This is a genomic window from Brucella cytisi, assembly GCF_038433355.1.
Classification (GTDB): domain Bacteria; phylum Pseudomonadota; class Alphaproteobacteria; order Rhizobiales; family Rhizobiaceae; genus Brucella; species Brucella cytisi.
In genome coordinates, this window is record NZ_JBCAUP010000014.1 from 112223 (window position 1) to 138972 (window position 26750).

Genomic DNA, 26750 nt, shown 5'->3' on the forward strand with positions numbered 1-26750 from the left:
TTACGACAACCTCGATTCCTAATCTTCAAAAGCTTCGACGACATGCCGCTTTCCGAGCAGAAACGCATCGGCCACATGGGTCAGTGGAGCGAGATCAACATCCGAACGCCCCGCGCCGATCAATTGCACGAAACGCTTGTAAAGTCGTTGATATTCGCGGTCCGGCTCGGCCATTTTCTCGGTCCCGGCAATGGTGAGGCGGCTGCCGCCATGGCTGAGCAGAACCGTGCCCTTGTCGGTCTCGACGCGAATATCCCAGGTCTGCGGACCGGTCTGCCGCCAGTCCAGTTCGAACGAAACCGGTATGCCGCTTTTCGTTTGGAACTTGAGGTTGGCTGCGATGGGCGCCGCACGGTTTTCTGGAAAATAAAGATCGGATTGCGTCAGGAAGAAGCGCTCCGGCAAAATATGCGTGACGATGGAAAGCGCATTGATGCCAGGATCGAACACGCCAAGGCCGCCCGGTTCCCAGATCCATTGCTGGCCGGGATGCCAGTGGCGGACATCTTCCTTCCACGTGACCGAAACCGAACGAATTTCCGCATCTTTCAGGAATTCCCGCGCCGGTTCGACCGCTGCCGCCTCGCGCGAGTGCCACGTGGCGTAAAGCGTCACGTCTTCCGCTTGCGCAAGACGCTCCAGCGCCTGCACTTCCGAAATGGTCGCACCCGGAGGCTTCTCCAGCATCACATGCTTGCGCGCCTTCAAGGCTGCGTAGGCCTGGCTAAAGCGCCCTTGCGGCGGTGTGCAGAGCGACACCGCGTCAATGGCAATGTCGCTGCCCAGCAGCTCATCGATGTCGTGAAAAGACGGCAGGCCATCCAGCCCGGCATTGCGGCTGGCAATGGCTTTCAGCTCAATGCCATCGACGGCTTCAATGGACGGCAGATGCTGGTCACGCGCAATCTTGCCCAGACCGACGATTGCGAGAGCGATGTTCGGTTCCCGTGCCATTTCAGAGCGCCTTCACGACAAGGTTTTCGGCTGCTGCCTGAGCCAGCCTGTTGACCAGCGGATAACGGAACGGCTTGGCGGAAATCTCGAACTGGTCGCCAGCTTCCGTCTTTACGTCCTCCGAAAACGACAAGGTTGCCGTGCCAAAGAAATGAACATGAATGACGCCCGGACGGCGGAACAGCTCATATTTGAAATGATGGTGTTCCAGATTGGCGATCGTGTGCGACATGTTCGCTTCGCCAGAAAGGAACGGCTTTTCAAAGATCACCTGATCGCCGCGACGAATGCGCGAAACGCCCTCCACATGGTCAGGCAACGCCCCCACATATAGCTCCGGCCCCAACGCGGCCTGACGCAGTTTGGAATGGGCAAGCCAGAGATAGTTCTGCTTCTCGGTCACATGGTCGGAAAATTCGTTGGCAAGGCAGAAGCCAAGCCGGAACGGCGTACCATCCGGGCCAATCAGGTAGATGCCTGCCAGCTCCGGCTCTTCGCCACCATCCTCGGCAAAGGAAGGCGAAACCAGTTCGCCGCCGGTTGCCACCAGCGCCGAACCGTCACCCTTGTAGAACCATTCCGGCTGCACGCCGGTTTCGCCCGGCTTCGGTTTGCCGCCTTCGACACCCATCAGGAACATGCGCATGGAGTCGGTCGGCTTTTCGGCAGCCTGTGCTGCCTTGTGCATCTTGTCGCGACCGTCGGCGGAGCCAAGATGTGTGAGGCCCGTGCCGGCAACAATCAGATGTGCTGGGTCGGAATGGGTAATCGGCAGGCCGACGCGGCCCGCAGCCAGAGCGGCGTCAATATCGACCGCATCGCCCTTACCGCTGCGTACGACTTGTTCCTCAAGGCTGATACCCGCTGCAATGGCTGCCGAGGCTAGCTCATAGGTCGTTGCTACGCCCTTGACGACATGTGCCGCTCCCTCCTCGCTGCAGGCAGCCACACGCATTTCTCCGCTTTCATCGCGGAACTGGACCAGACGCAACATTAAACCTCCCATTTTCCGCATACCCGTTGCGGAATTCACCCCGACCGCTTGAGGAACGCCATAAGGCATCAATTTGCGGTTCGTGTTATTAATATGACTATTTTGCTGTAACCCGCTTTGTCAAGCAAGCAGACGCCCCCGCCGGGGCAGTTCGCCAACCTTGCCCCCCCTGCACGAATACAAGCCTTTGTTTTATATTTGTAAATAGCAATATTGCGCGTTTGTCGCACCGGCATTTTATTGGGAAACGTCGAAAGGCGCTTGCCATAAAGTAATATTATATGCTTCATAAATGCGAAGGCCGGGAGGGCCTTATTGGGAGGAACCATCATGAAACGCACATTGACGGCCCTGACGGCCGCATTTTCTTTTGCTCTGATTTCGAGCGCATCTGCTGCATCGCTGACGGTTGGCTTTTCGCAGATCGGTTCGGAATCGGGCTGGCGTGCTGCAGAAACGGCCCTGACCAAGCAGGAAGCCGAAAAGCGCGGCTATACGCTCAAGTTCGCCGATGCACAGCAGAAGCAGGAAAACCAGATCAAGGCCGTTCGTGGCTTCATCGCTCAAGGGGTTGATGCAATCCTGATCGCACCCGTGGTCTCCACAGGTTGGGACGCCGTTCTGAAGGAAGCCAAGGAAGCCGAAATTCCCGTCGTCCTGCTCGACCGCCAGATCGATTCTCCGGAAGACCTTTATCTGACCGCCGTAACCTCCGATCAGGTTCATGAAGGCAAGGTGGCCGGTGACTGGCTGGTGAAGGATGTGGGCGACAAGCCGTGCAATGTGGTCGAGCTTCAGGGCACCACCGGTTCCTCGCCCGCCATCAACCGCAAGAAGGGTTTTGAAGACGCCATCAAGGGGCATGACAACATCAAGATTTCCCGCTCGCAGACGGGTGACTTCACCCGCACAAAGGGCAAGGAAGTCATGGAAAGCTTCATCAAGGCCGAAGGCGGCGGCAAGAATATCTGCGCCGTCTATGCCCATAATGACGACATGGCTGTCGGCGCCATTCAGGCAATCAAGGAGGCTGGCTTGAAGCCGGGCACGGAAATCAAGATCGTGTCGATCGACTCCGTACCGGATATCTTTCAGGCCATGGCGAACGGCGAAGCCAATGCGACCGTCGAGCTGACGCCGAACATGGCAGGCCCGGCCTTCGACGCGATTGAAGCCTTCAAGGACAAGGGTACCGTTCCGCCGAAGTGGATCCAGACGGAATCGAAGCTCTACACGCAGGCTGACGATCCGAAAGCCGTCTACGAAGCCAAGAAGGGGCTCGGTTACTGATCCTCTCGTCCTCGGGCCGCGTTTGTCGCGGCCCGGAATGACCTTTGCAAAATGCAATGGAAGACTGCCATGGCTGCAAAAGACGCTCCATCGGCGGCCGCAATGCCGCTTCTTGAAGCCCGTTCGATCACCAAATCCTTTCTGGGCGTGACCGCGCTCGACCATGTCGATTTCACGCTCAACCGCGGGGAAATCCATGCATTGCTCGGCGAAAACGGCGCGGGTAAATCCACGCTTATCAAGATATTGACCGGCGCTTACCACGGCTTCGGCGGTTCGATCCTGCTTGAGGGCCAGCCGATTGCGCCTGCCTCCGTGGCAGAGGCGCAGACACTCGGTATCGGCACGGTCTATCAGGAGGTCAACCTTCTTGAAAATCTGACGGTTGCAGAGAACCTGTTTCTGGGACGCCAGCCGAAACGTTTCGGACTGGTTGACCGGGGCCGGATGGAAAAAGATGCGACGAACCTTCTTTCCCGCTACGGCCTCACCATCGATGTTGGCGTGCCTCTGTCCGCCTATTCGGTCGCCATCCGCCAGATCATCGCGATTGCACGCGCCGTCGATCTCTCGGGCAAGGTGCTCGTCCTTGACGAACCGACCGCCAGTCTCGATGCACGCGAAGTCGAGATGCTGTTCGGCGTGCTGCGCCAGTTGAAGGCAGACGGCCTCGGCATCATCGTCATCACCCATTTTCTGGATCAGGTCTATGCTATCGCTGATTGCGCCACCGTATTGCGCAACGGACGGCTGGTCGGCAGCCGCAACCTGTCGGAACTGCCGCGCACCGATCTCATTTCCATGATGCTCGGCCACCAGTTGCAGGAAACTGTGCGCCGCCAGCTGACCGAGGAAGTAAGCCTCGACACGGTTGCCCCGATCCGCTTTGCAGGCTTCGGCAGACAAGGCAGCGTTGCGCCGTTCGATCTCTCGATCCAGCCGGGAGAAGCCGTTGGCATTGCCGGGCTGCTCGGTTCCGGCCGCACCGAAACCGCGCTGTTGATGTTCGGTGTCGATCAGACCGACAGCGGCACCTTGACCGTCGACGGCAAGGAAACGAGGCTCCCCTCGCCCGTTGCCGCCATTGCGGAACGCTTCGCTTTCTGCCCGGAAGAGCGCAAGACCGACGGCATTATCGGTGATTTCTCGATGGCCGAAAACATCGCACTGGCCGTTCAGGCGAAGCGTGGCTGGTCCAGACCGATTTCATCGCGCGAGAAAACGGCGCTTGCGCAGCGCTACATCAAGGCGCTCGATATCCGCCCGCCCGATCCTGACAAGCCGATCAAGTTTCTGTCCGGCGGCAACCAGCAGAAAGCCATACTGGCACGCTGGCTTGCCACCGACCCCCGCCTGCTGATCCTCGATGAGCCGACGCGTGGCATCGATATCGGCGCCCATGCTGAAATCCTGAAGCTCATCGGCGAACTTTGCGCCGAAGGCATGTCGCTGGTCATCATCTCGTCGGAATTCGAGGAGCTTGCCGCCGTTGCCAATCGCGTCATCGTCCTGTCCGACCGTCGCCATGTGGCGGAACTGAAGGGCGAGGAAATCACTGCCGACAATATCGTGCGTGCAATCGCAGAGACCGGAAGCGAAAAGGAAGCTGCAGCATGATTGCCCGCATGACCAGAAAACTCAAAAGACTGGCGCCGCAACTGGCCGCCCTTGTGCTCATTCTGGTGGCGAACACCATCATCGCGCCTGGCTTTCTCGACATCTCGTTCCAGAACGGACGGCTCTATGGAAGCCTGATCGATATTCTGGTGCGCGCCGCACCCGTCGCCATTCTAGCTGTCGGCATGACGCTGGTGATCGCAACGCGCGGCATCGATCTGTCAGTCGGTGCAGTCATGGCAATCAGCGGCGCCTTTGCCGCGTCGCTCATCGTTGCGGGCTATCCGCTTGCAATCGTCATTCCGGCAGCGCTTGGCGTCGGCCTTCTGTGTGGCTTGTGGAACGGCTTTCTGGTTGCGGTCTTCGATATCCAGCCGATCATCGCAACGCTCATCCTGATGGTGGCAGGTCGCGGCATCGCGCAGCTTATCACCGAAGGCGCAATCCTCACCTTCAACAATGATTCCTTTGCGGCGCTTGGCTCCGGCTCCTTCCTCGGTGTGCCCGTTTCAGTCCTGATATGGATTCTGGCCGGTCTGGTCGTGGGCCTCGCAGTGCGCTCCAGTGCGCTTGGCTTCCTGATCGAGGCGACCGGCATCAACCGTCGCGCGGCGATGCTGGCAGGGGTCAAGGCGCGCTTTCTCCTGTTCAGCGTCTATGCGGTTTCCGGCGTCGGCGCTGCCCTTGCCGGGCTGATCGCGGCAGCGGATATTCGCGGCGCAGATGCCAACAATGCCGGGCTGTGGCTTGAACTCGACGCCATTCTGGCCGTTGTCATCGGTGGCACCTCGCTTAATGGCGGGCGTTTCTCGATCATGGCTTCGCTGCTCGGCGCGCTCATCATCCAGTCGATCAACACAGGCATTCTGATGGCGGGCTTTCCGCCGGAATTCAACCTCATCATCAAGGCCGTCATCATCGTGATCGTGCTCACCTTCCAGTCACCGGCCATTGTCCAGCTCATTACCTTCCTGCGCTCGGAACGCAAGGGCAATGGAGCCAATCCGGTCCGTCAAAGCCAGCAGGGAGCACGGCAATGAGAGCACTGCGCAATCTGCCCTTCCTGACGACGGTTGCAATCTTCCTGCTCGCCTATGCGATCTGCATCATCCAGTTTCCGAACATGCTGTCGACACGGGTGATCGGCAATCTTCTGACGGACAACGCCTTCCTCGGCATAGCCGCCGTCGGCATGACATTCGTGATCCTTTCCGGCGGCATCGACCTGTCGGTCGGCTCGGTCATCGCCTTCACCAGCGTTTTCGTTGCCGTGATGGTCGGGCAGCTCGGCGTGCATCCGCTCATGGCATTCGGCCTCGTTCTTGTGATCGCTGCATTGTTCGGCGCGTGGATGGGCATGATGATCCATTTCTTGCGGATCCCGCCTTTCGTGGCCACACTTGCGGGCATGTTTCTGGCGCGCGGTGCGGCCTTCCTCATCTCGACGCAGTCCGTGCCCATCGCGCATCCGTTTCTCGATACATTGCAGGGGCTTTATTTCCGCCTGCCGGGCGGCGGCAGGCTGACATTCATCGCCATGCTCATGCTCGCGGTCTTCATCGTCGGCGGCATCATCGCCCATCGCACGCGCTTCGGCGCCAATATCTACGCGCTTGGCGGCAACCAGCAGTCGGCGGAGCTGATGGGCGTTCCGATTGCCCGCACGACAATCGGCATCTATACGATGTCGGGTATCCTTTCCGGTCTCGCCGGGATCGTCTATACGCTTTATACTTCGTCCGGCTATTCGCTCGCGACGGTGGGGGTAGAACTGGATGCCATCGCCTCGGTGGTGATCGGCGGGACATTGCTGACAGGTGGTGCAGGCCTTGTGGCCGGAACATTCGTCGGCATTCTCATACAGGGGCTGATCCAGACATACATTGTTTTCGACGGAACGCTGTCTTCCTGGTGGACGAAAATAGCAATCGGTATATTGCTGTTCCTGTTCATTGCCCTGCAACGAGGACTTGTATGGTTCTCCGATCTAAGACTGGCGCGGCAACGCATGAAGGAGGCCTGAATTGGGATTGCTGGAAACGGCCATAACCGGACGCAAACGCCATAACAGCCACGCTGTCGTGGTGGGTGAACTGGGCCGCGGCATCGTCGCGGGAACCATTCCTGCAGGGTCCATCCTTCCGGGCGATCATGAATTGTCGCTGCGCTTCGGCGTTTCCCGCACCGTTCTGCGCGAGGCGATGAAAACCCTCGCCGCCAAGCGCCTCATCGAACCCAAGGCCAAGGTCGGCACCCGTGTTCTGGGCCATGCGAGCTGGAATTTCTTCGATCCCGATGTGTTGACATGGCGCTTCGAGGCAGGCTTCGATGAAGTCTTCGTGGACCATCTGGCGGAAATGCGCATGGCACTGGAACCGGCAGCCGCAGCGGCCGCGGCTGAACGCGCCACCAGTGACGAGATTGTCGAGCTTTACGCGCTCGCCGCCAAGTTCGACGATCCGAACCACACGCCCGAATCCATCGCCAAGGTTGATCTGGAATTCCATCTGGCCATTGCGCGCATGTCCGGCAATCCGTTCATGCGCTCGGTCAGTGGATTGATCGAGGCGGCGCTGGCAATCTCGTTCCAGCTTTCATCACCCGCCTCATCACGAGAAGGCATTGCCGAATGCGCGGCCAATCACTTGCGCATTGCCCACGCCATTGCGTCACGTGATCCACAAAAAGCACGTCTGGCCATGGAAAGCGTTATCAAGCTCGGGGTCGATCGCATCCGCGATGTGATCTGAAGGTTACGATACCTTCAGATCAAACTGCGGCTCGCCGCGCAGCGTATTGCTGACCGTGCAGATTTCCTCAGCCATTTCGGCGAGACGATGCTTTTCGTCATCGGTCAGGTCACCGCCGAAATGGAAGGTGATGTTGAACCGTTCGATACGCGACGGTCCTTCATGCGCCTTGTCGCCCTTCACTTCCACCCGCACATCGGTCAGCTTTTCCTTCAGTTCGAGCTTGGTGGCAGCAATGCGCGCACTGAGCGCCATGCAGGCCGCAACCGACGAATAGATGAGATCGAGCGGATTGAAGCCCGCCTGACTGACACTGGTGACAATTTCAACCACACCGCCGGTCGGCGTGGTGATGACAGGCAGCTTTCCCTGCGGCATTTCGGCGACGGCACCCGTCTCGCGGGTTCTGACTTTCAGTTCGCTCATTCCTGAATTCTCCTGTAGTCCACATGCCGTGCCAGCCAGCAGCCGACGGTCATGCCTGTTATCTCGCCTTTGGCGTCACGATGGAAGACAAGTTTCCATTCGCCCGGCGACGGCGCGTCCATCGAGCGCTGCACCGGCAGCAGCCAGACATCCGGTCCCGCCTTATAGAGCGAATACATATCGCTCTTGCCGAGAAATCCTTCAAAGGCCCCGTAAAAAGCGCCGCCCTCATTGACGATCAAAAGATCGGCCTCGAGTTCGTAGCTGCGATAACGTCCAGCAATATCCTGCTTCGCCGCGCCTTTCAGGCGCTGCATTGTCAGGCTCAGATTTTCATCCTCGCGCGCCAGATGGATCGTGTCGCCATCGCGGCGGATCGTGGTCATCGCGGAACGCGCCTCGTTCTCGCCTATTACGTCCATGATTTCCGGGCCGGTGCCGAAACGTGCCTTCATGCGTCCGCGTCCGGCATCTTCAAGGCTCAGCACGAGACCGGTTTCATGGTCGAGCCATGAGCCGAACCATGCGGCATCGGCTTCAATGCGAACCTGTTCCGATGTCGGAACGCCAAGCGCAATATTCATCAGCTTGAAGGCGACGTCGGAAGCTCCGCCTTCAAAATTGAACATGGCGATTGCCGAGAGGCGCTCATCGGCGCAATGCCAGCGCTGGCAGCGCCAGCCGCGCAAAGCCCCGCCATGGCCGGTCAGGCGCTTGCCGCCCGTTTCCTCGAATTTGAGGCCGAGACCGTAGGGAGCAGCAGCACCGTCTCTGAAAGTCTGCGGACCGCTCAGACGACGATAGATTCCGCTTTCGTCGTCGCGAGTCGCATCGATGAACTGTTCCCAGGCGATCATATCGTCCAGCGACGCGCAGATGCCGGCATCGCCCATCCAGTGGATGCGATTGACGGCAGGCAGGAAGCCACGCACCGTATCGCCCTCATAGCCGGTGCATTCGTCGAACAGCGCGGTATCGGGAATAAGTTCTGCGGTCTTCATGCCCGCCGGCTGGAAAATGCGTTCCGACAGAAGTTCGATAAGCGTCCGGCCTGTATGCTGCTCGATCAGATCAGCCAGAATGCGGAAATTGCCATTGCAGTAGGAATAATGCGTGCCCGGTGCAAAATGCGTGGTCTTCAGGCGGCGCAGCAGGCTTTGTGCCTGTTCGGGCCGAAAGACGCCTTCCGGATCAGCTCCGCAAAGAACCGTCAGCGCCCAGTAATCGCGCAGGCCCGACTGGTTGTTGCACAGATCGCGCACGCTGGGACGCTTTTCAGCAAACTTGTCGAGATAGGCGGCAAGCGCATCATCAAGAACTTCCGGCTCGCCGACGCTGTCGAGCAGAACGGCGCAGGTGAACTGCTTGCTGACCGAACAGATCGGCATGCGCGTTTCGGGCGTCATCGCCTTGCGAGTGGAAAGATCGGCAAAGCCCCATGCATGGCGCAGCACGACCTTGCCATCTTTCAGCACCGCGACCGCGCCACCTGGCCCTTTATAGTGCTGCGGAATGGTGCGAACGAAGGTTTCAAGCGCGGAAAGATCGAATTTTGACATGATGCTCAGGCGACTCAGATGAAAATCAATAGCCGCCACGAGGCATCATTTTGTCCGTTCGATCAAGGCCATGGCCGCATGCGGATTATGCGCCTTATAGCCGCTGATCACATAGAAATAGACATCGCGGGCGATATGGTCCGCAACAGGTGGCGTCACGGTCTTCAACCCTTCGGCGGGTTCTCCCGCTGCTATCGCCTTGGCGCGTGCAGCCCACTGGTCGAGATGGCTTTCGCTATAGCCGAGCGGTTCACCTTCTTCTGTGCCCATGATGCGAAGATAGGCGAAAGGTGCGGTCATATCGGCGAATTGCGGAAAGTCGCTGTCGCCTGCAATCACCACCGCTACGCCATATTCGCGCAGCAAGGCGATGAAGTCCGGTGAATTGAAACTGTCGTGACGCACCTCCACCGCATGGCGCACATCGCGCCCGTCGACACGCTTCGGCAGAAGCTTCAAAAACGCCTCGAAGTCCACGGGGTCGAACTTCTTCGTTCCCATGAATTGCCAGTTGACCACGCCGAGCTTGTCTTTCAGTTCCATCATGCCGCCGGTCATGAACCGTTCAATGCTCTCACCCGCCTCCGCCAGCACACGGCGATTGGTGGAAAAACGCGGTGCCTTCAGCGAAAACACAAAGCCTTCCGGCGTTTCATCATGCCATTTGGCGAAAGTCGTGGGTTTCTGCGGGCCGTAATAAGTGCTGTTGATCTCGATGGATGTGAGCTTGCTCGATGCATATTCAAGCTGGCGCTTCTTCGACAGTTTTTCAGGATAGAAGCTCTTGTCCCACGGTTCATAGGCCCATCCGCCAATACCGACGCGGATCTTACCCGTGTTTTCCCTGGCCATCGCCATTCCTCCATACCGGTGCATCATGAGTTCATACAGTTTAGTCATGATGTTTAATCTGTATTCACACCGCTGGCTATGTTCATATCAGCGTGCTTGACTGGGAGGAGAAGCAGGCGGCTGAAAGTAAACTTTGCCGCGAGACTGAGGTTTATGCACCTGTCGGCCATTTGGGTGCGTCTGACCATGAGTTCCCGTTCCCCCAACACATGGACTGTCCCGGTTTTCGGGAGGATCTTTTTGAAAAGAGGCGGAGAAACCGTCCTTGCAAGGCGAGCCGGAATGGCGAGCGAGACATGGTGAGATTGAGGAAATGCATACAATGACGAGCAAACCCAATGCCCGTACCGGAGGCCAGATTTTGGTGGATGCGCTGCGCATCCACGGCACTGACCGGGTCTTCTGCGTCCCCGGCGAGAGCTATCTCGCTGCGCTTGACGCCTTTCATGATTTCAGCGACGCGATTGACCTGATCGTCTGCCGGCAGGAAGGCGGCGCGGCCTATATGGCGGAAACCTATGGCAAGCTGACCGGCAAGCCGGGTATCTGCTTCGTCACACGCGGTCCCGGCGCAACAAACGCCTCTGTCGGTGTGCATACAGCTTTTCAGGATTCGACACCGATGCTGCTCTTCATCGGTCAGGTCGCCAGCGATCAGGTCGAGCGCGAGGCATTTCAGGAAATCGATTATCGCCGCATGTTCGGCCAGATGGCCAAATGGGTCGTCCAGATCGACGATGCCGCCCGCATTCCGGAACTGGTCAGCCAAGCCTTCCACCGCGCCGTCAACGGTCGCCCCGGCCCGGTCGTGATCGCCCTGCCGGAAGACATGCTGACATCCTATGCCGCCGTCAGCGATGCACCGGCCTATAAGCAGGTCCAGATGCATCCAGGTGCCGACCAGCTACAGGACATGCAGACGCTTCTTGCAAAGGCCGAACGGCCTCTGGTGATCGTCGGCGGTGGCGGCTGGAATGCGAGAGCCATCAGCGATCTGCGGAAATTTGCCGAGAACATGCACCTGCCCGTCGCGGCATCCTTCCGCTGCCAAGACATGTTCGACAACACTCACCCGCTCTACGCAGGCGAAATGGGAACCTCGATCAGCCCCAAGCTGGCGCAGCGCGTGCGTGATGCCGATCTGCTGATCGTGATCGGTGCCCGCCTCGGCGAAATGACGACGCAGGGCTACGAACTGGTATCCATTCCGGTGCCACAACAGAAGCTCATCCATATCCATCCGGGCGCAGAGGAACTGGGCCGCGTCTATCATGCAGACGTTCCGGTCAATGCCTCCATGCCTGCCTTCTGTGCGGCAGCAGCAAAGCTTGCGCCGGTTGCTGATCCGCGCTGGAAATCATGGACCGACAGCGCCAATGCCGATTACCGCGACAACATCAAATCGCCAGTCATCCCCGGTGATGTGCAGATGGGCGAAGTGATGGAGTGGCTGCGCGCGCATCTGCCCGCCGACGCCATCATCACCAATGGCGCGGGCAACTATTCCGCATGGCCGCATCGCTTCTACCAGTACCGCACCTATCGCAGCCAGCTGGCTCCCACCAACGGCTCGATGGGCTATGGCGTACCGGCTGCGGTCGCGGCCAAGCTCACCGCACCGGAACGCACGGTTGTTGCCTTTGCAGGTGACGGCTGCTTCCTCATGAACGGTCAGGAACTGGCAACAGCAGCGCAGTATGGAGCCAATGCCATCTTCATCGTCGTCAATAACGGCATGTATGGCACCATCCGTATGCATCAGGAACGCACCTATCCGGGCCGCGTTTCAGGCACCGGCCTCGCCAATCCTGACTTCGCAGCGCTTGCCCGCGCCTATGGCCTGCATGGCGAAGTGGTGGAAAAGACGGCTGATTTTGCACCGGCCTTCGAGGCTTGCGAAAAGTCCGGCAAGCCGGGCCTCATCGAAATCCGCATCGATCCGGAAGCGCTTTCACCGAAGATGAGCCTCAGCCAGATGCGCGAGCAGGGTCTAGCCAAGCAGCGATAGACGGACGCCAAATAAAGAAGCACGCTTTCTTCTCGGCCAAGAAGGAAGCGTGCAAAAAGACATTTTCAATCACAACGCCCCCGGCGTATCTGTGATCCGGTGCAAGGGGGTGTACCGCACCGATAAAATGCCTGTCGGTCGCCGGAACGAATGTCCCGGCAATCCCACGATCAGGCCTGCGCTTCTCCACAGATCTGCTGTTTGTCGAGCGCCTCGATCATTAGCTCCACCGCTGACGAGATCGGCGCGACAATCGGAATATCGAAGCCGCCACGCAGTTGTTCCGCAGCTTCCCCGAGCGGCCCACCGCCGATGATGACCGCTTCGGCTCCATCCATGATGCAAAGCCGCACCGCCGCTTCCAGTTCTGTACGCAGACGCGCGCCATCGCGCGCCAGCTTCTCAGGGTCTCCGGGCGTGCAGCGAATACCCGTATAAAGATGCGACAGGCCTAGGCTTTCCGCCCGCGCGGCTATTGCATCGGCAAGATCCGGCGTTACCGTCGCAATGCCGAACCGTCGTCCATTCCGTGTTGCCTCGACCATCGAGGCCTCGCAAATGCCGAGAACCGGCACGGCCAGGCTCTCCTGCAGATGCACGACACCGGGATCGCCATAAGCGCTGACAATGACCCCGATGCAGTTTGAGTTCTGCCCCCTGCCGATTTCTATGACCTGCACCGCTGAAGCGTGCAGCTGCTCGTCATTGACGATCATCGAAGGGCTGCGTGTCGCAGTGGCGGCTTCGATCCGAAGCCGCCCGTTCGCCTTCCGCCTGGCAATATCGAGCATCATCCCGCTCGTTGCCTCTGAGCTGTTTGGATTGATCAGCAGGACATAGGGGGATGATGCAGTCATGTTCAGGCCTGTTCTTTAGCAGTTTTTGTGAAATCGACCGTCGGCTCTTCGGCTTCCGCCGGCTGCGTCAGGTCTTCCATGGACCGACCATAGGTTTCCGGTCCAAGCTGGATGCAGAATGCGAAGATGGCATACATCGATGCGGCAAGGCCGAAGACACCAAGCATTCCGTATGTGTCGAACAAGGCACCCGCAATCGTCGGCACGAAGGATCCGGCAGCCGAACCGCTCGCGAGGATGAGTGCCACACCGAAGCCACGGATACGGGTCGGATAGAGTTCCGGCGCGTAAATCCAGATCGACGTGTTGAGCAACAGGACGAAGAACTGGAACAACGCTCCGAAAAACAGCACCAGATAGATATTCGTGCCAAGATAGATGATCGAAAGCGCTGCAGCACAGGCGCAGACCGCACCCAGGCTGAGAACTTTCTTGCGCGGAAAGTAATAGCCGAATGCCGATGCTGCAATGGCACCGAGCACGCTGCCGCTCTGGATGATCATGCTGTAAAGAAGGCTGCCCGAAAGCGTGTAGCCCATCGAAACGAAAATCATTGGCATGAGCGTCAGGACGGAAAGCTGTGCGCCGTAGCTCATCAGGATCGCGATCGCCACAGGGACGGTGCGGCCAAGATAAGGCGCCTGGAACAGTTCCCTCCAATTGCCCTTGACAGGCTTGGTGTCACTGTTTTCCGACTTGGACAGATATTCAGTGACTTTCAGGTTCTTGGGCCGGAGTGATCCAGACGCCAGAATGGAAAGTACCTTGTTTGCTTCGTCGATCTTGCCTTGCGAGGCCAGAAAACGCGGTGTTTCCGGCACGTAACGGCGAAAGAAAACAACGAGGAAAGCGGGGATCGCCAGAACGGCGAAGAGCCAGCGCCAGTTGTCGTCGCCCGGAAAGAGCGTGAAAACCAGCAGGCCGAAAGCCGGGGCGAGGAAGTTGCCGAAACCGCCTGCGCCGACATTGACGAGACCAGCTGCAGTTCCACGGAACTTCGGCGAACAGAATTCGGCAAGCATCGTAACGGCAGTCGAAATTTCGCCGCCGACACCAAAGCCAACGATGGCGCGTGCGAGACAGAGCCAGCCGAAGCTCGGTGCGAGCGCACAAAGTGCGGAACCGACGGTGAAGAGAAGAAGATTGATCGTCAGCATGACACGGCGGCCGTACCGGTCGCCAAGAATGCCGGACAAGAGACGGCCAATGGCCGCGCTTGCGAAAGTGATGGTATTGAGGAAGCCGATATCGGCGCCCGACAGCCCCCATTGTTCGCGAAGGACCGGCCCGACGAGGCCAATCGTGTTCTGCTCGAAACTGTCAAAGAGACAGCCGATCAGGATCAGCGCGAGAATCTGCTTGTGCGCAGTGGTCACGCCGATATTTCCCAATGCATTTTCCATCTGCTTGATGGCCGGTGACGTCGCACCGGATTGTATCATTTGTTCCCCTGCCATAACGGTCCAACTCCCATGATATTAGCCGTATGAAATTATTTTTTCATAATCAAACATCAGAAAATCAATTTTTACAAGAAATTTTTTATCGTTTATTTTCAGATAGATAATCTGCTCAAAGCTTAGGCGAAAAAGATGCAAAAATAGTCAAAAGCTGCTAATAGTTAGGCAATCTGAAAATATGATTTCATCAGGCGGCACATGAAACCCACCGAAAAGTCCTTTCTGACCCGCGTAAGAGACGTTATGGACGAACTGCCGCCAGCCGAAAAAAGGCTGGGTGAATTCGTATGTGATTTTCCAGGGGAACTGGCGAGCTATTCGGCGTCGGAACTGGCAGCTCTCGCCCATGTTTCCAACGCGACCGTGACGCGTTTCGTACAGCGCCTCGGTTATGACACCTATGAAGAATCCCGACGCCATGCCCGTGAGGAAAAACAGACGGGATCTCGTCTGTTTCTGTCGAGTGTTACCGATGCGGAGAGCGGCCAATCCCTGTCGTCGCATGTCGGTCAGGGCATCGCCAATCTGGAAAAGACCTTTCTTTCCATACGCGAAACACAGATCGATGCCGTTGTGGAAGCAATGCTCGGCGCACGCAAGACATGGGTATTCGGCTTTCGCAGCAGCCAGCCTTTTGCGGCCTATCTGCAATGGCAGATGATACAGGTGGTGGACAATATCGTTGCGGTTCCCGGACCGGGCCAGACACTTGGCGAATATATTGCCAGCATCAGCCCCGACGATATGGTCATCGTCTTCGCGCTTCGCCGCCGTATTGCAAAAATGGACGACATCCTTGCCGCCATCGAAAAGCGTGGTGCGAAACTTCTCTACATCACCGATGAAGGCGCGCCGTTCCGGGCTTCCGCGCAATGGCATTTTCATTGCCAGACACTGGCGCCCGGCCCGTTGTTCAATCACGTTGCGGTCATGGCGCTCTGCCATTTATTGACCACGCGGGCCATTGAAAAAGCAGGCGCTTCCGGACGAAAGCGCCTGCGTGATATCGAAGCCTCCGGCGACCTGCTCGAAGAGCTGTAAACCGGTTATTTTACAGGCGGCGCATACATGAGCCCGCCCTTGTTCCACAGAGCATTGATGCCGCGGTCGATCTTGAGCAGGCTGCCCTTGCCGATGGTGCGTTCAAACATTTCGCCATAATTGCCGATCTTGGAGACGACATTATAGGCCCATTTCGGCTCAAGGCCGAGCTGTTGGCCGCTATCGCCTTCCGATCCGAGGAAACGGCGCACGTCCGGCTTCTTGGAGTTCAGATCCGCATCAGCGGAGGCTTGCGTAATGCCCAGTTCCTCGGCCTCAAGCATTGCAAACAGCGTCCAGCGAACGATGTTGAACCATTTATCGTCGCCCTGGCGGACGGCAGGTCCAAGCGGTTCCTTGGAAATCACTTCCGGCAGAACGGTGAAAGCATCAGGTTCGGCAAGCTTCAGACGTTGCGCATAAAGTGCGGACGCGTCGGTCGTGTAAACATCGCAGCGACCCGTTTCAAATGCTTTCAGGATGCCATCGGCAGAATCAATCACCACCGGTTCATACTTGATACTGTTGGCGCTGAAAAAATCAGCGGCGTTTTGTTCGGTGGTCGTGCCCTGCTCGGTGCAGACCGAAGCGCCGTCGAGCTTCAAGGCGCTATCGATACCCAGATCCTTACGGATCATGAAACCTTGACCGTCATAATAGGCGGTGCCGACGAAATGGATGCCCATGCCCGCATCACGCGAAAGCGTCCAGGTGGTCTGGCGCGAAAGCAGGTCGACCGTGCCGGATTGCAACGCCGTGAAGCGTTCCTTGGTCGAAAGCGGAATGAAGCTCACCTTGTCAGGATCGCCAAAGACTGCCGCCGATACCGCACGACAGAAATCAATATCGAAGCCGGTCCATTTGCCCTGATCGTCTGGCGACGAAAAGCCTGCAACGCCCTGACTGACGCCGCAATTGATCTTGCCGCGCTCCTTCACGGTCGAAAGCGTATCCGCCTGCGCCCCACTTTGAGCGGACATGGCAAAGCCCGCCGCCAACAACGAACCCAAAACTATTTTTTTCATTGTTCCTCCTCCCAGAGTTTCAGGCCAGAGTTTCGGCCCAGAATTTCGAAAAAGCCGATCCATTGCCCGGCAGCACGCCGCCGGGCTTGTTGTTTGTTCAGTTATCCGACTACGAACTACTTCAGTGCAGCCGCGAAGCTGTCCTCCAGAACGCTCAGCAGATGATCGGCATTGGCACGTGTGAAGATCATCGGCGGGCGCATTTTCAGGACATTGTCGAACGGACCTTCAGTCCCCATCAGAATGCCGCGTTCGCGCGCGCCATCATTGATCTTCTTGGCCAGAGCCGTTGCCGGTTCCTTGGTCTTGCGATCCGTGACCAGCTCGATACCGAGGAACAGCCCCTGCCCGCGCACGTCGCCGATGATATCGAAGCGCTTCTGCATCGAGCGGAACCCGTCTATGAGATAGTTGCCGATATCAAGCGCGTTGCGGCGCAGATCGTTGCGCTCAATGACATCCAGCACTGCCAGACCTGCCGCGCAGGAAACCGGATTGCCACCAAACGTGTTGAAATATTCCATGCCATTGTTGAAGCTGCTGGCTATTTCACGGGTCGTTACCACTGCCGACATCGGATGGCCGTTGCCGATAGGCTTGCCCATGGTGACGATATCCGGCACCACATCCTGCATTTCGAACGCCCACCAGTGGCTGCCGACACGACCGAAGCCAACCTGCACCTCATCCGCGATGCAGACACCACCAGCCGCCCGCACCATCTTGTAGACTTCCTGCAGATAGCCTTCCGGCAGGAAGACCTGACCGGCGACGCTCGGGATCGACTCGGCAATGAAATAAGCCGGGCCGCGTCCAAGGCTTTTGATGGCCTCGATCTGCTCGGCAATACTTTCAGCAAAGCGCTTGCCATGTTCTGCCAGCGGCCAATTTTCCGGCGCGCGGTAGCTGTCAGGGATGACGGCCTCAAACACGTGATCCGGACGTCCTTTGCCGCCCTTGCGCTTGTATTTATAGGGACTGAGATCGATCAACTCCTGCGTTGTGCCGTGATAGGCCCAGTCGAGCACCAGCGCGTCGCGCTGGCCCGAATGCGCGCGTGCCATGCGCAGCGCCAGACTGTTCGCTTCGCTGCCCGAGCAGGCAAACGAGGCCACCGTCAAACCTTCCGGCAAAGTCGCCGTCAGGCGCTCCGCATAGGAAACGATGTTGTCGTGCAGATAGCGCGTATTGGTGTTGAGGATTGCGGCCTGTCTGGCAATCGCCTCCACCACCTGCGGATGAGCGTGGCCGAGATGGCAGACATTGTTGAAGCAATCGAGATAGGCGCGGCCCCGATTGTCGATCAGCCATGCGCCTTCACCGCGCACGAACTTGATCGGCTCGGAATAGGAGACGGAGAGGTTCGGCAGCAGAATATCCTTGCGGGCGCTGACGATCTCGGCGCGCGTGCGACCGGTCTGGTGGAAGGCTTCTGCCGGAATATCGGCAAGGACTGCGGCATCCGGGAAGATATCGGCCCAGACATCAAGATAGGCATGTTCGCCGACGCCCAGAATTTCCGCTGCCGTGAGGCCGGTATCGGTCGAAATCTGGAAATGGAGATGCGGCGTCCAGCCACCATTCTCGTGCATGTCGCCCATCTGGCCGACGAGATCACCGGCGGCCAGTTTCTGCCCCGGCTTCAGGCGGGACACAGCCTCATGCGCCATATGGCCCCAGAGCGTGATGAAAGGCGGGCAGCCTTCCGGCTGATGTTCCAGCGCAATCAGGCCGCCATAGCCAAGTGGCGCGGTCTCGATCTCGACGCTTTTCACAGTAGCTGCAAGCGGCGTGTAGACGGGCGTGCCTGCAGGCATGAACAGGTCAAGGCCCAGATGGTGGACACGCCGCTCGCCTTCGACAAAGCGTGAACGAAACGCCTCATCGGTATAGACAGTACGCTTTTCGCCCCATGGACCGATGCCGAGCTGCACATGGTTGCGGGCGCAGAAATCGTCCCACCAGGCGGTGGCTTCCTTTGGGCGCTGCCCGGCAGAATCGACCGTCATCACATGGGCCGGGTCGCCATAGGGCACCAGCGCCTTGGTCATGGTCGCCGGATGCGGGCGAACGATGGGGGCGAGGTTCTTTCGGTTGGCATTGATCCATTCACGCACCGCACCAGCACCGTCTACAGCATCGAAACCGCATGCCTTGCGCAGGATGGCGGTGGCGAAGCGCGGGTTCATGGCATCAAGCTTGTGCAGAAGCCGCCATGCAGGCGCTTCGCTGATCGCAAGATAAGGATTATCGCCGGTCTTTTCGCGGCGCGAAGCCGACAGCGTGACGCTGGTGACGAGACGCATCGCAATCAGATCGAATACGAGATCGATTTCCTGCGGCAAAAGCGGATATTTCGCATGGAACCCGGCAGCGAGGGCTGCGGCTGCACCAATCGGGTCGTCCATATCCAGAATGGAATAGGCAGCGGCAATCGCCACTTCGGCAACCAGAACGGTGTGAACCGCATCGCCAAAATCGATCAGCCCGGCAATACGTTCATTATCCTGCGGATCAACCAGCACATTCCAGTCATTGGCATCGCTATGGATCACCTGTGCACGCTGGAGCGGCAGCTTCGGCGCGATATCGCGCTCGAAACGGACAAGGAAGCGCTCGACGACGGCGCGGTCTTCCGGCTTGTCGATGAAATGCAGACGGTCACGCGCCCGTCCGGCGTGGCGCACATCCCAGTCAAAATCGCGCAAGGCACCCGGATGGATGAAGCCCTGCAAGGCGCGGTCCAGCTGCCCCAGCGCACCGCCCAGATTGTGCATCAGCGCCTTGGTGCGCTTGACCTCGGCCAACGGCGTGCCCGGCAGCCAGCTTGCCACCCGCAGCGCATGGGGCTTGCCCTTTTCCTTTTCGATAGAGGCCAGCACCTCACCCGACAGGCTCGCCTTCAGGCGCGGCACGGCAAGCACCGGATCAGCCTTGGCCAGATGCTGCAGGAGCGCTGTCTGGAATTCGCTTTCAACGCGCGGTTCACTGGCATTCACGACTTTCAGAATCCAGTCTCCCGATCCATTGCCCGTCTTCAGTCGGAAATTGCGATCACGCTCGCTGTCGAGCGGCGAGGCACTCGCCGTCACGCCGAAATGAAGCTGGGCCAGCACTTCAGCCTCTTGCGGAGAAAAATCGGGGGCGGGATGCGAAATATCGGTCATGGGAGGCGCTTCACGGGTTGAATATGAATGGGAAGTAACAGGATGAGCTTGGCATGTCCGCGATTTTCAGGCATCAGACAAGGCGTCGGTCAGACCGGCACTTTGCCGGAATGGACCGGCACATTTACGATAATACGAAAGAACCGACCATGCGGGAACTGGATGCGAAGGATCGCGAGATATTGGCCATTCTCTCCAAGGAAGCGCGCATTCCGCTGAAAACCCTGGCGGGACGCATCGGTCTTTCGCGCAGTGCAACCGGAGAGCGTGTCGCCAATCTTGAGAAAAATGGCGTCATTCGCGGTTACAGGGCAGACATCGGCCAGATCGACAGGAACGTCATCCGCGCCATGATTCTGGTCAGCCTCAAGCGTACACCGGCGCTTGGCCTTCTCGATGAGTTGGCGCGCCATGCCGAGGTGCGCCGGGTATCGTCGGTGAGTGGCCAGCTCGATTTGATCGTTGAGGTTGAAGTCCCCACCATAGACCGCCTCAACAGCCTGCGTGATCTCATCGCCACCCATGAAACTGTAGAGGATCTCACTACCGCAATCGTGCTTCGCCGGGATATCGAGCGCGAAACCGTCTAAAATTCAGTTATACAACTTTAGTTTGGACTATTACAATTTAAGGTAGACATTCTACCATAAGTCGAACATAACGCCTCCGGGTTGAAAAGGAGGGGACATGAAGACGCTTAATCTATTCATTATCGGGTTCGGCTTTACCGCACTCGTCATTACTTGCATTTTCGCCATCGGCGGCGGCACTATCTGATCAGTAACGAACGACAATATCATGCCCTCAGCAGGGGTTCCCCGAGGAAGATTGCTGAAGATTCGCGCACAGCGCGGATCATGAAATCGCTCAGCACCCGGATTCGCGGTGCAGCCACCACATCTATGTGACAGCTCATCCAATATTCACGCACCAGATGCATCTCGCGCGGCAGAACCGGAACCAGTTCCGGATGCCGGCTGGCGATGAAATAAGGCAGCACGCACAAGCCATAGCCAATCTGCGTGGCGATCAGTTGCGCATGAATACTGGAACTTTGATAGGTGCAGCGCTGCCCTGGCAGGATTTCGCGCATGTAATCCAGGCCCGGCGTGAAAACCATGTCGTCGATGTAACCAATGAACGGATGCCGGGCCATGTCCTCGCGTGTCCTGATCGGCGGATGCCGCTCCAGATAATCGCGATGACCATAGATGAAGAGCCGATAGGGCGTCAGCTTCTCGCTGTGATAGGGACCGGTACGCGGCATATGCAGCGTGATCGACAATTCCGCCTCGCGGCGCGACAGCGACATGATCTGCTGGATCGTCACCACTTCCACGAACAGGCTCGGATAGGATTGCGCCAGCACAGGCAGACGGTCGGCAAGAAAGAAATTGCCGAAACCTTCCAGCGTCGAGAGACGCACGACACCTGACAGCGCCGCCAGATTGCCGGTAGCCTCGGTCTGGAATTTCATCGCCTCGCGCTCCATGACCTCGGCAGAGTTCACCAGCCGTTCGCCGATGGGCGTCAGCAGATAACCGCGCGGATTGCGCTCGAAAAGCTTGGTTGCAAGGGCCTGTTCCAGGCGGTCGATCCGGCGCAGAACAGTGACATGGCTGGTGCGCAACTGTCGCGCCGCCGTGGAGAGCTGGCCGGTGCGCGCAACCGCCAGAAAATATTGCAGATCGTCCCATGTGAACTGCCGCATGCACCCCTCCCAAACAGTTGCGGTGGCTCCTGCCTCTCTGTCTGTACGTTTTCGAACAGACAGTGTTCAAAAATTGTTGTTCGTGTACGCATTTGTCAATGCTACCGTTTCAAAAAGTAGCTCCGTCGAAAATGCCAGACAGGTTTGCGTCAGGAGCTGCAATAAAGAAAGAAACGCCCGGGGCGGAGGAACAAATCGGGCGGAAGCAGAGGGCGAACGGCACAGAGGAAAAGCCGTTTCCTGATCTCGAAAGACTGCTTCACTACAGCATTGGCCGGAAAATCGGAATCGATTTTCAGAAAGCACAATGCGTAGATTCAATAGTTTAGAGCGCCGTTTGTACGTCCGTAAGGATGCATAGCGCTCTGAAGAATGCCGTGCGGGTTTTCCGTGGCGGTTTTGGTGTTATTGGGAGGAGCACTTCATGAAATGTCTCGCACTTGCAACGGCAGCGCTTTTCGCCGCCACGGCTATCTCGTCGGCAGCGGAAATTTCCGACGGCAAGGTCAAGATCGGCATTCTGAACGATCAATCCGGCGTTTATGCCGATTTCGGCGGCAAATGGTCGTTCGAGGCTGCCAAGATGGCGGCTGAAGATTTCGGCGGCAAAGTGCTCGATGCGCCGATTGAGATCATCACGGCGGACCACCAGAACAAGCCGGACGTCGCCTCAAACATCGCGCGCCAGTGGTACGACACCGAGCAGGTCGATTCCATCATGGAACTGACAACCTCGTCGGTCGGCCTCGCCGTACAGGCCCTGTCCAAGGACAAAAAGAAGATCACCATCAACACAGGTGCGGCCACATCGGAACTGACCGGCAAGCAGTGCACGCCTTATGGCTTCCATTGGGCCTATGACACCCATGCGCTTGCAGTCGGCACCGGCGGCTCGCTTGTGCAGCAGGGCGGCGATACCTGGTACTTCCTCACTGCCGACTATGCTTTCGGCTATTCGCTGGAAGAGCAGACAAGCAAATTCGTCGAATCCAAGGGCGGCAAGGTTCTGGGTTCCGTGCGCCACCCGCTGGCAACCACTGATTATTCCTCCTTCCTGCTGCAGGCACAGGCCTCCGGCGCCAAGGTGGTCGGCCTTGCCAATGCAGGTCTCGACACGTCCAACGCCATCAAGCAGGCGGCTGAATTCGGCATCGTTGCCGGTGGCCAGCGCCTCGCGGCCTTGCTCTTTACCCTGTCGGAAGTGCACGGTCTCGGCCTCGAAGCCGCTCAAGGCCTGACGCTGACCGAAGGTTTCTACTGGGATCGCGACGATGAATCGCGCGAATTCGGCAAGCGTTTCTTCGAGCGCACGGGCCGTATGCCGAACATGATCCAGGCAGGCACCTATTCCGCTGTCACCCAGTATCTGAAGGCGATCAAGGAAGCCGGGACCGACGAAACCGAGGCCGTTGCCAAGAAGCTTCATGAAATGCCGGTCGAAGACGTCTTTGCTCGTCACGGCAAGGTCGGTGCCAACGGACGCATGATCTACGACATGTATCTGATGGAAGTGAAGAAGCCGGATGAAAGCAAGGCGCCGTGGGATTACTATAAGGTTCTTGCAACCATTCCCGGCGATCAGGCCTACATGAAGCCGGAAGAAAGCGGCTGCCCGCTGGTAACGCAGTAAAAAGAGGCTGGTTGAATGAACGCAGCAACTGGCAATATGACGGCCCTGCATGAAGCAGGGCCGAACGATGGCGGCTCATCCGGCAAGACCGTTCTTTCGGCACGCGGACTGGGCAAGTCTTTTGGCGGCTTTCATGCAGTCAAGAATGTCGACCTCGATGTGGAACATGCTCGTGTTCACGCGTTGATCGGCCCCAACGGCGCAGGCAAAACCACGGTTTTCAATCTCCTGACCAAGTTCTTGCAGCCATCGAGTGGCGAGATCACGCTTCTGGGCGAAACCATCACCAAGACTGATCCGGCCAAGGTGGCCCGCATGGGTTTGGTGCGCTCGTTCCAGATTTCGGCCACCTTTCCGCACCTGACCGTGCTGGAAAATGTAAAGGTCGCATTGCAGCGTCCCAATGGGCTTGCCACACAGTTCTGGCGCTCGCTGTCAGCACTCGACCGGCTCGACGCACAGGCCATCGAGCTTCTGGAGCGGGTCGGCCTTGCCGATGCCCGTCATGCACTGGCCGCCGATCTGTCCTATGGCCGCAAGCGCGCGCTCGAAATCGCCACCACGCTGGCGCTTGATCCGAAGGTTCTGCTGCTCGATGAGCCGATGGCGGGCATGGGCCATGAAGATGTCCATACCATTGCCGCCCTCATTGCCGATGTGGCGAAGGATCGCGCGGTCTTGATGGTCGAACACAATCTCAAGGTGGTGGCCGACATTGCCCACCACGTCACGGTGCTGCAGCGCGGCGAAATTCTCGCCTCCGGCGATTATGCCACCGTCTCCAGGGACGAGCGCGTGCGCACCGCCTATATGGGAACCGAACATGAATAGAGGCCAACCGCTATTATCCGTGCGCGGGCTCAATGCCTGGTATGGCGAAAGCCATGCCCTGCACGGCGTCGACCTCGATATCTGGCCCGGCGAAACCATCACGCTTCTTGGCCGCAACGGCGTCGGCAAGACGACGACGCTGCGTGCCATCATGGGCATCATCCGCAAGCGCACTGGCACCATCACGCTCGACGGCAAGGACATCATGCGCGTGCCGCTGCATCGCATCGCCCATGCAGGTCTCGGTTTTGTGCCCGAAGAGCGCGGCATCTTTGCCACCTTGAGCGTGCATGAAAACCTGCTTTTGCCGCCTGTCGTCGCCAAAGGCAGTCAGGGCACGATGTCGCTCGACGAAATCTACGAACTCTTTCCCAATCTGCATGAGCGCCGCAACAGCCCCGGCACCAAGCTTTCGGGTGGCGAACAGCAGATGCTGGCAATTGCGCGCATCCTGCGCACCGGGGTCAAGGTGCTGCTGCTCGACGAGCCGACCGAAGGTCTTGCGCCCGTTATCGTGCAGCGCATCGGCGATGTGCTGGTGGAGTTGAAAAAACGTGGCATGACGGTGTTGCTGGTCGAGCAGAATTTCCGCTTCGCCGCCAAGGTCGCCGACCGCTTTTATCTCATGGATCATGGCGTGGTGACGGAAAACTTCCCCACCGCCGAACTGCCCGCCCGCATGGCGGCGCTCAACGAAGCGCTGGGGGTATGACACGATGACAATGATTTTTGGAATACCTTTGCAGGCACTTCTCGGGCAGCTGCTGGTCGGCCTCATCAACGGCTCCTTCTATGCCATGCTGAGTCTCGGCCTTGCCATCATCTTCGGGCTTCTGCGCATCATCAATTTCGCCCATGGCGCGCAATATATGCTGGGTGCCTTTGTCGGCTATCTGCTGTTGAGCTGGCTTGGCATCGGCTACTGGCCAGCGCTGATCCTCGCCCCGCTTATCGTCGGCCTCGGTGGCGCGATCATCGAGCGCGTGGCCCTGTCGCGGCTCTACAATCTCGATCCGCTCTATGGCCTGCTCTTCACCTTCGGCCTTGCCCTCGTGATCGAAGGCACGTTCCGCTATTATTATGGTGCTGCCGGTCAGCCCTATGCCGTGCCGCCTTCGCTTGCGGGCGGGCACAATCTCGGCTTCATGTTCCTGCCGAACTATCGCGCCTGGGTGGTCGTCGCCTCGCTTTTCGTCTGCCTCGGCACCTGGCTCCTGATCGAAAAGACCAAGCTTGGCGCCTATCTGCGCGCCGCGACGGAAAACCCCACTTTGGTCAAGGCCTTCGGCATCAATGTGCCGCTGCTCCTCACCTTCACCTATGCGTTGGGTGCGGCGCTTGCCGGTGTTGCGGGCATCATGGCCGCGCCGATCTATCAGGTCAGCCCGCTGATGGGGTCCAACATCATCATCGTGGTCTTTGCCGTGGTGGTCGTCGGCGGCATGGGCTCGATCCTGGGCGCCATCATCACCGGTTATGTGCTGGGGCTGGCGGAAGGCCTCACCAAGGTCTTCTATCCGGAAGCCTCCAGCATCGTCATCTTCGTCATCATGGCTATCGTCCTTCTGGTTCGACCCGCCGGACTGTTCGGGAAGGAGGCCTGATATGGCTGATACTGCTCTCAAGACCGCTCTCAGGGCCACCGCAGCCCCGCGCGACAGCAAGGCGCCTGCCGTCAACAGCCTCTCGGTCATCGTCCTCGGCATCGCCCTTGTGGGACTGCTGGCTGCACCCTTCATGGTCTACCCCATCTTCCTGATGAAGATGTTGTGCTTTGCGCTGTTCGCCTCCGCCTTCAATCTTCTCTTGGGCTATACCGGCATTCTGTCCTTCGGCCATGCGGCCTTCTTCGGCGGCGCTGCCTATATCACAGCCCATACGGTGAAAGTCTGGGGCGTCACGCCGGAACTCGGTCTCGTACTCGGCGTTCTCGCCGCAGCCGCCCTTGGCCTCGTCATCGGTTATCTCGCCATTCGCCGTCAGGGCATCTATTCGACGATGATTACGCTGGCATTGGCGCAAATGTTCTTCTTCTTCTGCCTGCAAGCCACCTTCACCCATGGCGAAGACGGATTGCAGGGTGTGCCGCGTGGATATCTCTTCGGCATCATCGACCTCAACCAGCCGATGAACATGTATTATTTCGTGCTGGCCGTGTTCGTCCTTGGCGTCTTCGTCATCTGGCGCATCATCAACTCGCCCTTCGGCATGATCCTGAAGTCGGTACGCGAAAACGAGAACCGCGCGGTTTCGCTCGGCTATTCCGTCAACCGCTACAAGCTTGCAGCCTTCGTCATGTCGGCAGCACTCGCGGGTCTTGCAGGCGGCCTGAAGGCGCTTGTCTTCCAGTTTGCAACGCTGACCGATGTCGGCTGGCAGATGTCGGGCGAAGTGATCCTCATGACGCTTCTGGGCGGTATCGGAACACTCATAGGCCCCATCGTCGGCGCTGCTTTCGTCGTTGCGCTGCAGAACTATCTCGCAACATCCGACTTCCCGGTAACGATCGTGACGGGCGTCATCTTCATGGCATGCGTCCTCCTCTTCCGTAAGGGAATCGTAGGCGAGTTCTATGGAT

23 protein-coding genes are annotated in these 26750 nt (G+C 58.4%); 13 read left to right on the forward strand and 10 right to left on the reverse strand.

Going from position 1 to position 26750, the window contains the following annotated elements; translation table 11 throughout:
• Positions 1–18: 18 nt before the first annotated feature.
• Entirely contained in the window at positions 19–954 is a 936-nt protein-coding gene (locus tag AAE521_RS15295; RefSeq protein WP_342061762.1) for a Gfo/Idh/MocA family protein, read from the reverse strand.
• A 1-nt stretch (position 955) separates the two neighbouring features.
• Complete coding sequence (araD1, locus tag AAE521_RS15300) at positions 956–1948, reverse strand: AraD1 family protein (protein ID WP_342061763.1); 993 nt, start codon at positions 1946–1948, stop codon at positions 956–958.
• A gap of 330 nt (positions 1949–2278) precedes the next feature.
• On the opposite strand from araD1, the gene ytfQ reads away from it, so the two are divergent.
• From ytfQ to AAE521_RS15325, 5 genes are all read left to right on the forward strand, one after another.
• On the forward strand, positions 2279–3238 hold the full coding sequence (gene ytfQ, locus AAE521_RS15305; RefSeq protein ID WP_010659486.1) for a galactofuranose ABC transporter, galactofuranose-binding protein YtfQ: 960 nt from the start codon (positions 2279–2281) through the stop codon (positions 3236–3238).
• 69 nt (positions 3239–3307) lie between these two features.
• Entirely contained in the window at positions 3308–4855 is a 1548-nt protein-coding gene (locus AAE521_RS15310) for a sugar ABC transporter ATP-binding protein (RefSeq protein WP_342061764.1), read from the forward strand.
• Positions 4852–5895, forward strand: a complete 1044-nt coding sequence (locus tag AAE521_RS15315; protein WP_342061765.1) for an ABC transporter permease — start codon at positions 4852–4854, stop codon at positions 5893–5895. The genes AAE521_RS15310 and AAE521_RS15315 overlap by 4 nt, the downstream gene beginning before the upstream one ends.
• Positions 5892–6878 (forward strand): galactofuranose ABC transporter, permease protein YjfF, encoded by a 987-nt coding sequence (gene yjfF, locus AAE521_RS15320; RefSeq protein WP_342061766.1) that lies wholly within the window; start codon positions 5892–5894, stop codon positions 6876–6878. The genes AAE521_RS15315 and yjfF overlap by 4 nt, the downstream gene beginning before the upstream one ends.
• 1 nt (position 6879) lies before the next feature.
• A complete protein-coding gene (locus tag AAE521_RS15325; protein WP_010659482.1) occupies positions 6880–7605 on the forward strand; it encodes a FadR/GntR family transcriptional regulator in 726 nt (241 codons plus the stop codon).
• 3 nt (positions 7606–7608) lie between these two features.
• On the opposite strand, the gene AAE521_RS15330 is transcribed toward AAE521_RS15325, so the two are convergent.
• The 3 genes from AAE521_RS15330 to AAE521_RS15340 are packed head-to-tail and all read right to left on the reverse strand — an operon-like array spanning position 7609 to position 10442.
• Complete coding sequence (locus tag AAE521_RS15330; protein ID WP_342061767.1) at positions 7609–8031, reverse strand: OsmC family protein; 423 nt, start codon at positions 8029–8031, stop codon at positions 7609–7611.
• Positions 8028–9590 carry a D-aminopeptidase gene (locus AAE521_RS15335; protein ID WP_342061768.1) on the reverse strand — a complete coding sequence of 521 codons (1563 nt, stop codon included), beginning with the start codon at positions 9588–9590 and terminating at the stop codon, positions 8028–8030. Before AAE521_RS15335 ends, AAE521_RS15330 begins: the two co-directional genes overlap by 4 nt.
• 45 nt (positions 9591–9635) lie before the next feature.
• The gene (locus AAE521_RS15340) at positions 9636–10442 is read right to left on the reverse strand and encodes a DUF72 domain-containing protein (RefSeq protein WP_342061769.1); all 807 of its coding nucleotides are present in this window, start codon (positions 10440–10442) and stop codon (positions 9636–9638) included.
• 322 nt (positions 10443–10764) lie between these two features.
• Between AAE521_RS15340 and AAE521_RS15345 the strand changes: the two genes are divergently transcribed.
• Positions 10765–12450, forward strand: coding sequence for a thiamine pyrophosphate-binding protein (locus AAE521_RS15345; protein WP_342061770.1), 1686 nt, complete (start codon positions 10765–10767; stop codon positions 12448–12450).
• A gap of 170 nt (positions 12451–12620) precedes the next feature.
• Here AAE521_RS15345 and AAE521_RS15350 read toward each other — a convergent pair whose 3' ends face one another.
• Together AAE521_RS15350 and AAE521_RS15355 are read right to left on the reverse strand one after the other, a co-directional pair.
• Entirely contained in the window at positions 12621–13307 is a 687-nt protein-coding gene (locus tag AAE521_RS15350) for an aspartate/glutamate racemase family protein (RefSeq protein WP_342061771.1), read from the reverse strand.
• A gap of 2 nt (positions 13308–13309) precedes the next feature.
• Entirely contained in the window at positions 13310–14764 is a 1455-nt protein-coding gene (locus tag AAE521_RS15355; protein ID WP_342061772.1) for an MFS transporter, read from the reverse strand.
• A 201-nt stretch (positions 14765–14965) separates the two neighbouring features.
• Between AAE521_RS15355 and AAE521_RS15360 the strand changes: the two genes are divergently transcribed.
• Positions 14966–15808, forward strand: a complete 843-nt coding sequence (locus AAE521_RS15360) for a MurR/RpiR family transcriptional regulator (protein ID WP_342061773.1) — start codon at positions 14966–14968, stop codon at positions 15806–15808.
• A 5-nt stretch (positions 15809–15813) separates the two neighbouring features.
• Here AAE521_RS15360 and AAE521_RS15365 read toward each other — a convergent pair whose 3' ends face one another.
• A complete protein-coding gene (locus tag AAE521_RS15365; RefSeq protein WP_012091476.1) occupies positions 15814–16833 on the reverse strand; it encodes an amino acid ABC transporter substrate-binding protein in 1020 nt (339 codons plus the stop codon).
• 116 nt (positions 16834–16949) lie between these two features.
• Positions 16950–20000 (reverse strand): aminotransferase class III-fold pyridoxal phosphate-dependent enzyme, encoded by a 3051-nt coding sequence (locus AAE521_RS15370; protein ID WP_342061774.1) that lies wholly within the window; start codon positions 19998–20000, stop codon positions 16950–16952.
• A gap of 149 nt (positions 20001–20149) precedes the next feature.
• On the opposite strand from AAE521_RS15370, the gene AAE521_RS15375 reads away from it, so the two are divergent.
• Positions 20150–20590 (forward strand): Lrp/AsnC family transcriptional regulator, encoded by a 441-nt coding sequence (locus AAE521_RS15375; RefSeq protein WP_010659472.1) that lies wholly within the window; start codon positions 20150–20152, stop codon positions 20588–20590.
• A 206-nt stretch (positions 20591–20796) separates the two neighbouring features.
• On the opposite strand, the gene AAE521_RS15380 is transcribed toward AAE521_RS15375, so the two are convergent.
• Positions 20797–21711, reverse strand: coding sequence for a LysR family transcriptional regulator (locus AAE521_RS15380; protein ID WP_012091474.1), 915 nt, complete (start codon positions 21709–21711; stop codon positions 20797–20799).
• A 424-nt stretch (positions 21712–22135) separates the two neighbouring features.
• Here AAE521_RS15380 and AAE521_RS15385 point away from each other — a divergent pair, with 424 nt between their 5' ends.
• From AAE521_RS15385 to AAE521_RS15405, 5 genes are all read left to right on the forward strand, one after another.
• Positions 22136–23341 carry an ABC transporter substrate-binding protein gene (locus AAE521_RS15385; protein WP_010659469.1) on the forward strand — a complete coding sequence of 402 codons (1206 nt, stop codon included), beginning with the start codon at positions 22136–22138 and terminating at the stop codon, positions 23339–23341.
• A 15-nt stretch (positions 23342–23356) separates the two neighbouring features.
• A complete protein-coding gene (locus AAE521_RS15390) occupies positions 23357–24172 on the forward strand; it encodes an ABC transporter ATP-binding protein (protein ID WP_342061775.1) in 816 nt (271 codons plus the stop codon).
• Positions 24165–24884, forward strand: a complete 720-nt coding sequence (locus AAE521_RS15395; RefSeq protein WP_010659467.1) for an ABC transporter ATP-binding protein — start codon at positions 24165–24167, stop codon at positions 24882–24884. Before AAE521_RS15390 ends, AAE521_RS15395 begins: the two co-directional genes overlap by 8 nt.
• Before the next feature lie 4 nt (positions 24885–24888).
• Positions 24889–25776 (forward strand): branched-chain amino acid ABC transporter permease, encoded by an 888-nt coding sequence (locus AAE521_RS15400; RefSeq protein ID WP_010659466.1) that lies wholly within the window; start codon positions 24889–24891, stop codon positions 25774–25776.
• Position 25777: 1 nt separating this feature from the next.
• Positions 25778–26750: branched-chain amino acid ABC transporter permease (locus AAE521_RS15405; RefSeq protein WP_342061776.1), on the forward strand; the 973-nt coding region annotated here is incomplete at its 3' end.

Coding starts and splice junctions, on each gene's coding strand:
- AAE521_RS15295 (WP_342061762.1), bottom strand. CDS start 954: ATGGCACGGGAACCGAACATCGCTCTCGCAATCGTCGGTCTGGGCAAG.
- araD1 (WP_342061763.1), bottom strand. CDS start 1,948: ATGTTGCGTCTGGTCCAGTTCCGCGATGAAAGCGGAGAAATGCGTGTG.
- ytfQ (WP_010659486.1), top strand. CDS start 2,279: ATGAAACGCACATTGACGGCCCTGACGGCCGCATTTTCTTTTGCTCTG.
- AAE521_RS15310 (WP_342061764.1), top strand. CDS start 3,308: ATGGCTGCAAAAGACGCTCCATCGGCGGCCGCAATGCCGCTTCTTGAA.
- AAE521_RS15315 (WP_342061765.1), top strand. CDS start 4,852: ATGATTGCCCGCATGACCAGAAAACTCAAAAGACTGGCGCCGCAACTG.
- yjfF (WP_342061766.1), top strand. CDS start 5,892: ATGAGAGCACTGCGCAATCTGCCCTTCCTGACGACGGTTGCAATCTTC.
- AAE521_RS15330 (WP_342061767.1), bottom strand. CDS start 8,031: ATGAGCGAACTGAAAGTCAGAACCCGCGAGACGGGTGCCGTCGCCGAA.
- AAE521_RS15335 (WP_342061768.1), bottom strand. CDS start 9,590: ATGTCAAAATTCGATCTTTCCGCGCTTGAAACCTTCGTTCGCACCATT.
- AAE521_RS15340 (WP_342061769.1), bottom strand. CDS start 10,442: ATGGCCAGGGAAAACACGGGTAAGATCCGCGTCGGTATTGGCGGATGG.
- AAE521_RS15345 (WP_342061770.1), top strand. CDS start 10,765: ATGACGAGCAAACCCAATGCCCGTACCGGAGGCCAGATTTTGGTGGAT.
- AAE521_RS15350 (WP_342061771.1), bottom strand. CDS start 13,307: ATGACTGCATCATCCCCCTATGTCCTGCTGATCAATCCAAACAGCTCA.
- AAE521_RS15355 (WP_342061772.1), bottom strand. CDS start 14,764: ATGGCAGGGGAACAAATGATACAATCCGGTGCGACGTCACCGGCCATC.
- AAE521_RS15360 (WP_342061773.1), top strand. CDS start 14,966: ATGAAACCCACCGAAAAGTCCTTTCTGACCCGCGTAAGAGACGTTATG.
- AAE521_RS15365 (WP_012091476.1), bottom strand. CDS start 16,833: ATGAAAAAAATAGTTTTGGGTTCGTTGTTGGCGGCGGGCTTTGCCATG.
- AAE521_RS15370 (WP_342061774.1), bottom strand. CDS start 20,000: ATGACCGATATTTCGCATCCCGCCCCCGATTTTTCTCCGCAAGAGGCT.
- AAE521_RS15375 (WP_010659472.1), top strand. CDS start 20,150: ATGCGGGAACTGGATGCGAAGGATCGCGAGATATTGGCCATTCTCTCC.
- AAE521_RS15380 (WP_012091474.1), bottom strand. CDS start 21,711: ATGCGGCAGTTCACATGGGACGATCTGCAATATTTTCTGGCGGTTGCG.
- AAE521_RS15385 (WP_010659469.1), top strand. CDS start 22,136: ATGAAATGTCTCGCACTTGCAACGGCAGCGCTTTTCGCCGCCACGGCT.
- AAE521_RS15390 (WP_342061775.1), top strand. CDS start 23,357: ATGAACGCAGCAACTGGCAATATGACGGCCCTGCATGAAGCAGGGCCG.
- AAE521_RS15395 (WP_010659467.1), top strand. CDS start 24,165: ATGAATAGAGGCCAACCGCTATTATCCGTGCGCGGGCTCAATGCCTGG.
- AAE521_RS15400 (WP_010659466.1), top strand. CDS start 24,889: ATGACAATGATTTTTGGAATACCTTTGCAGGCACTTCTCGGGCAGCTG.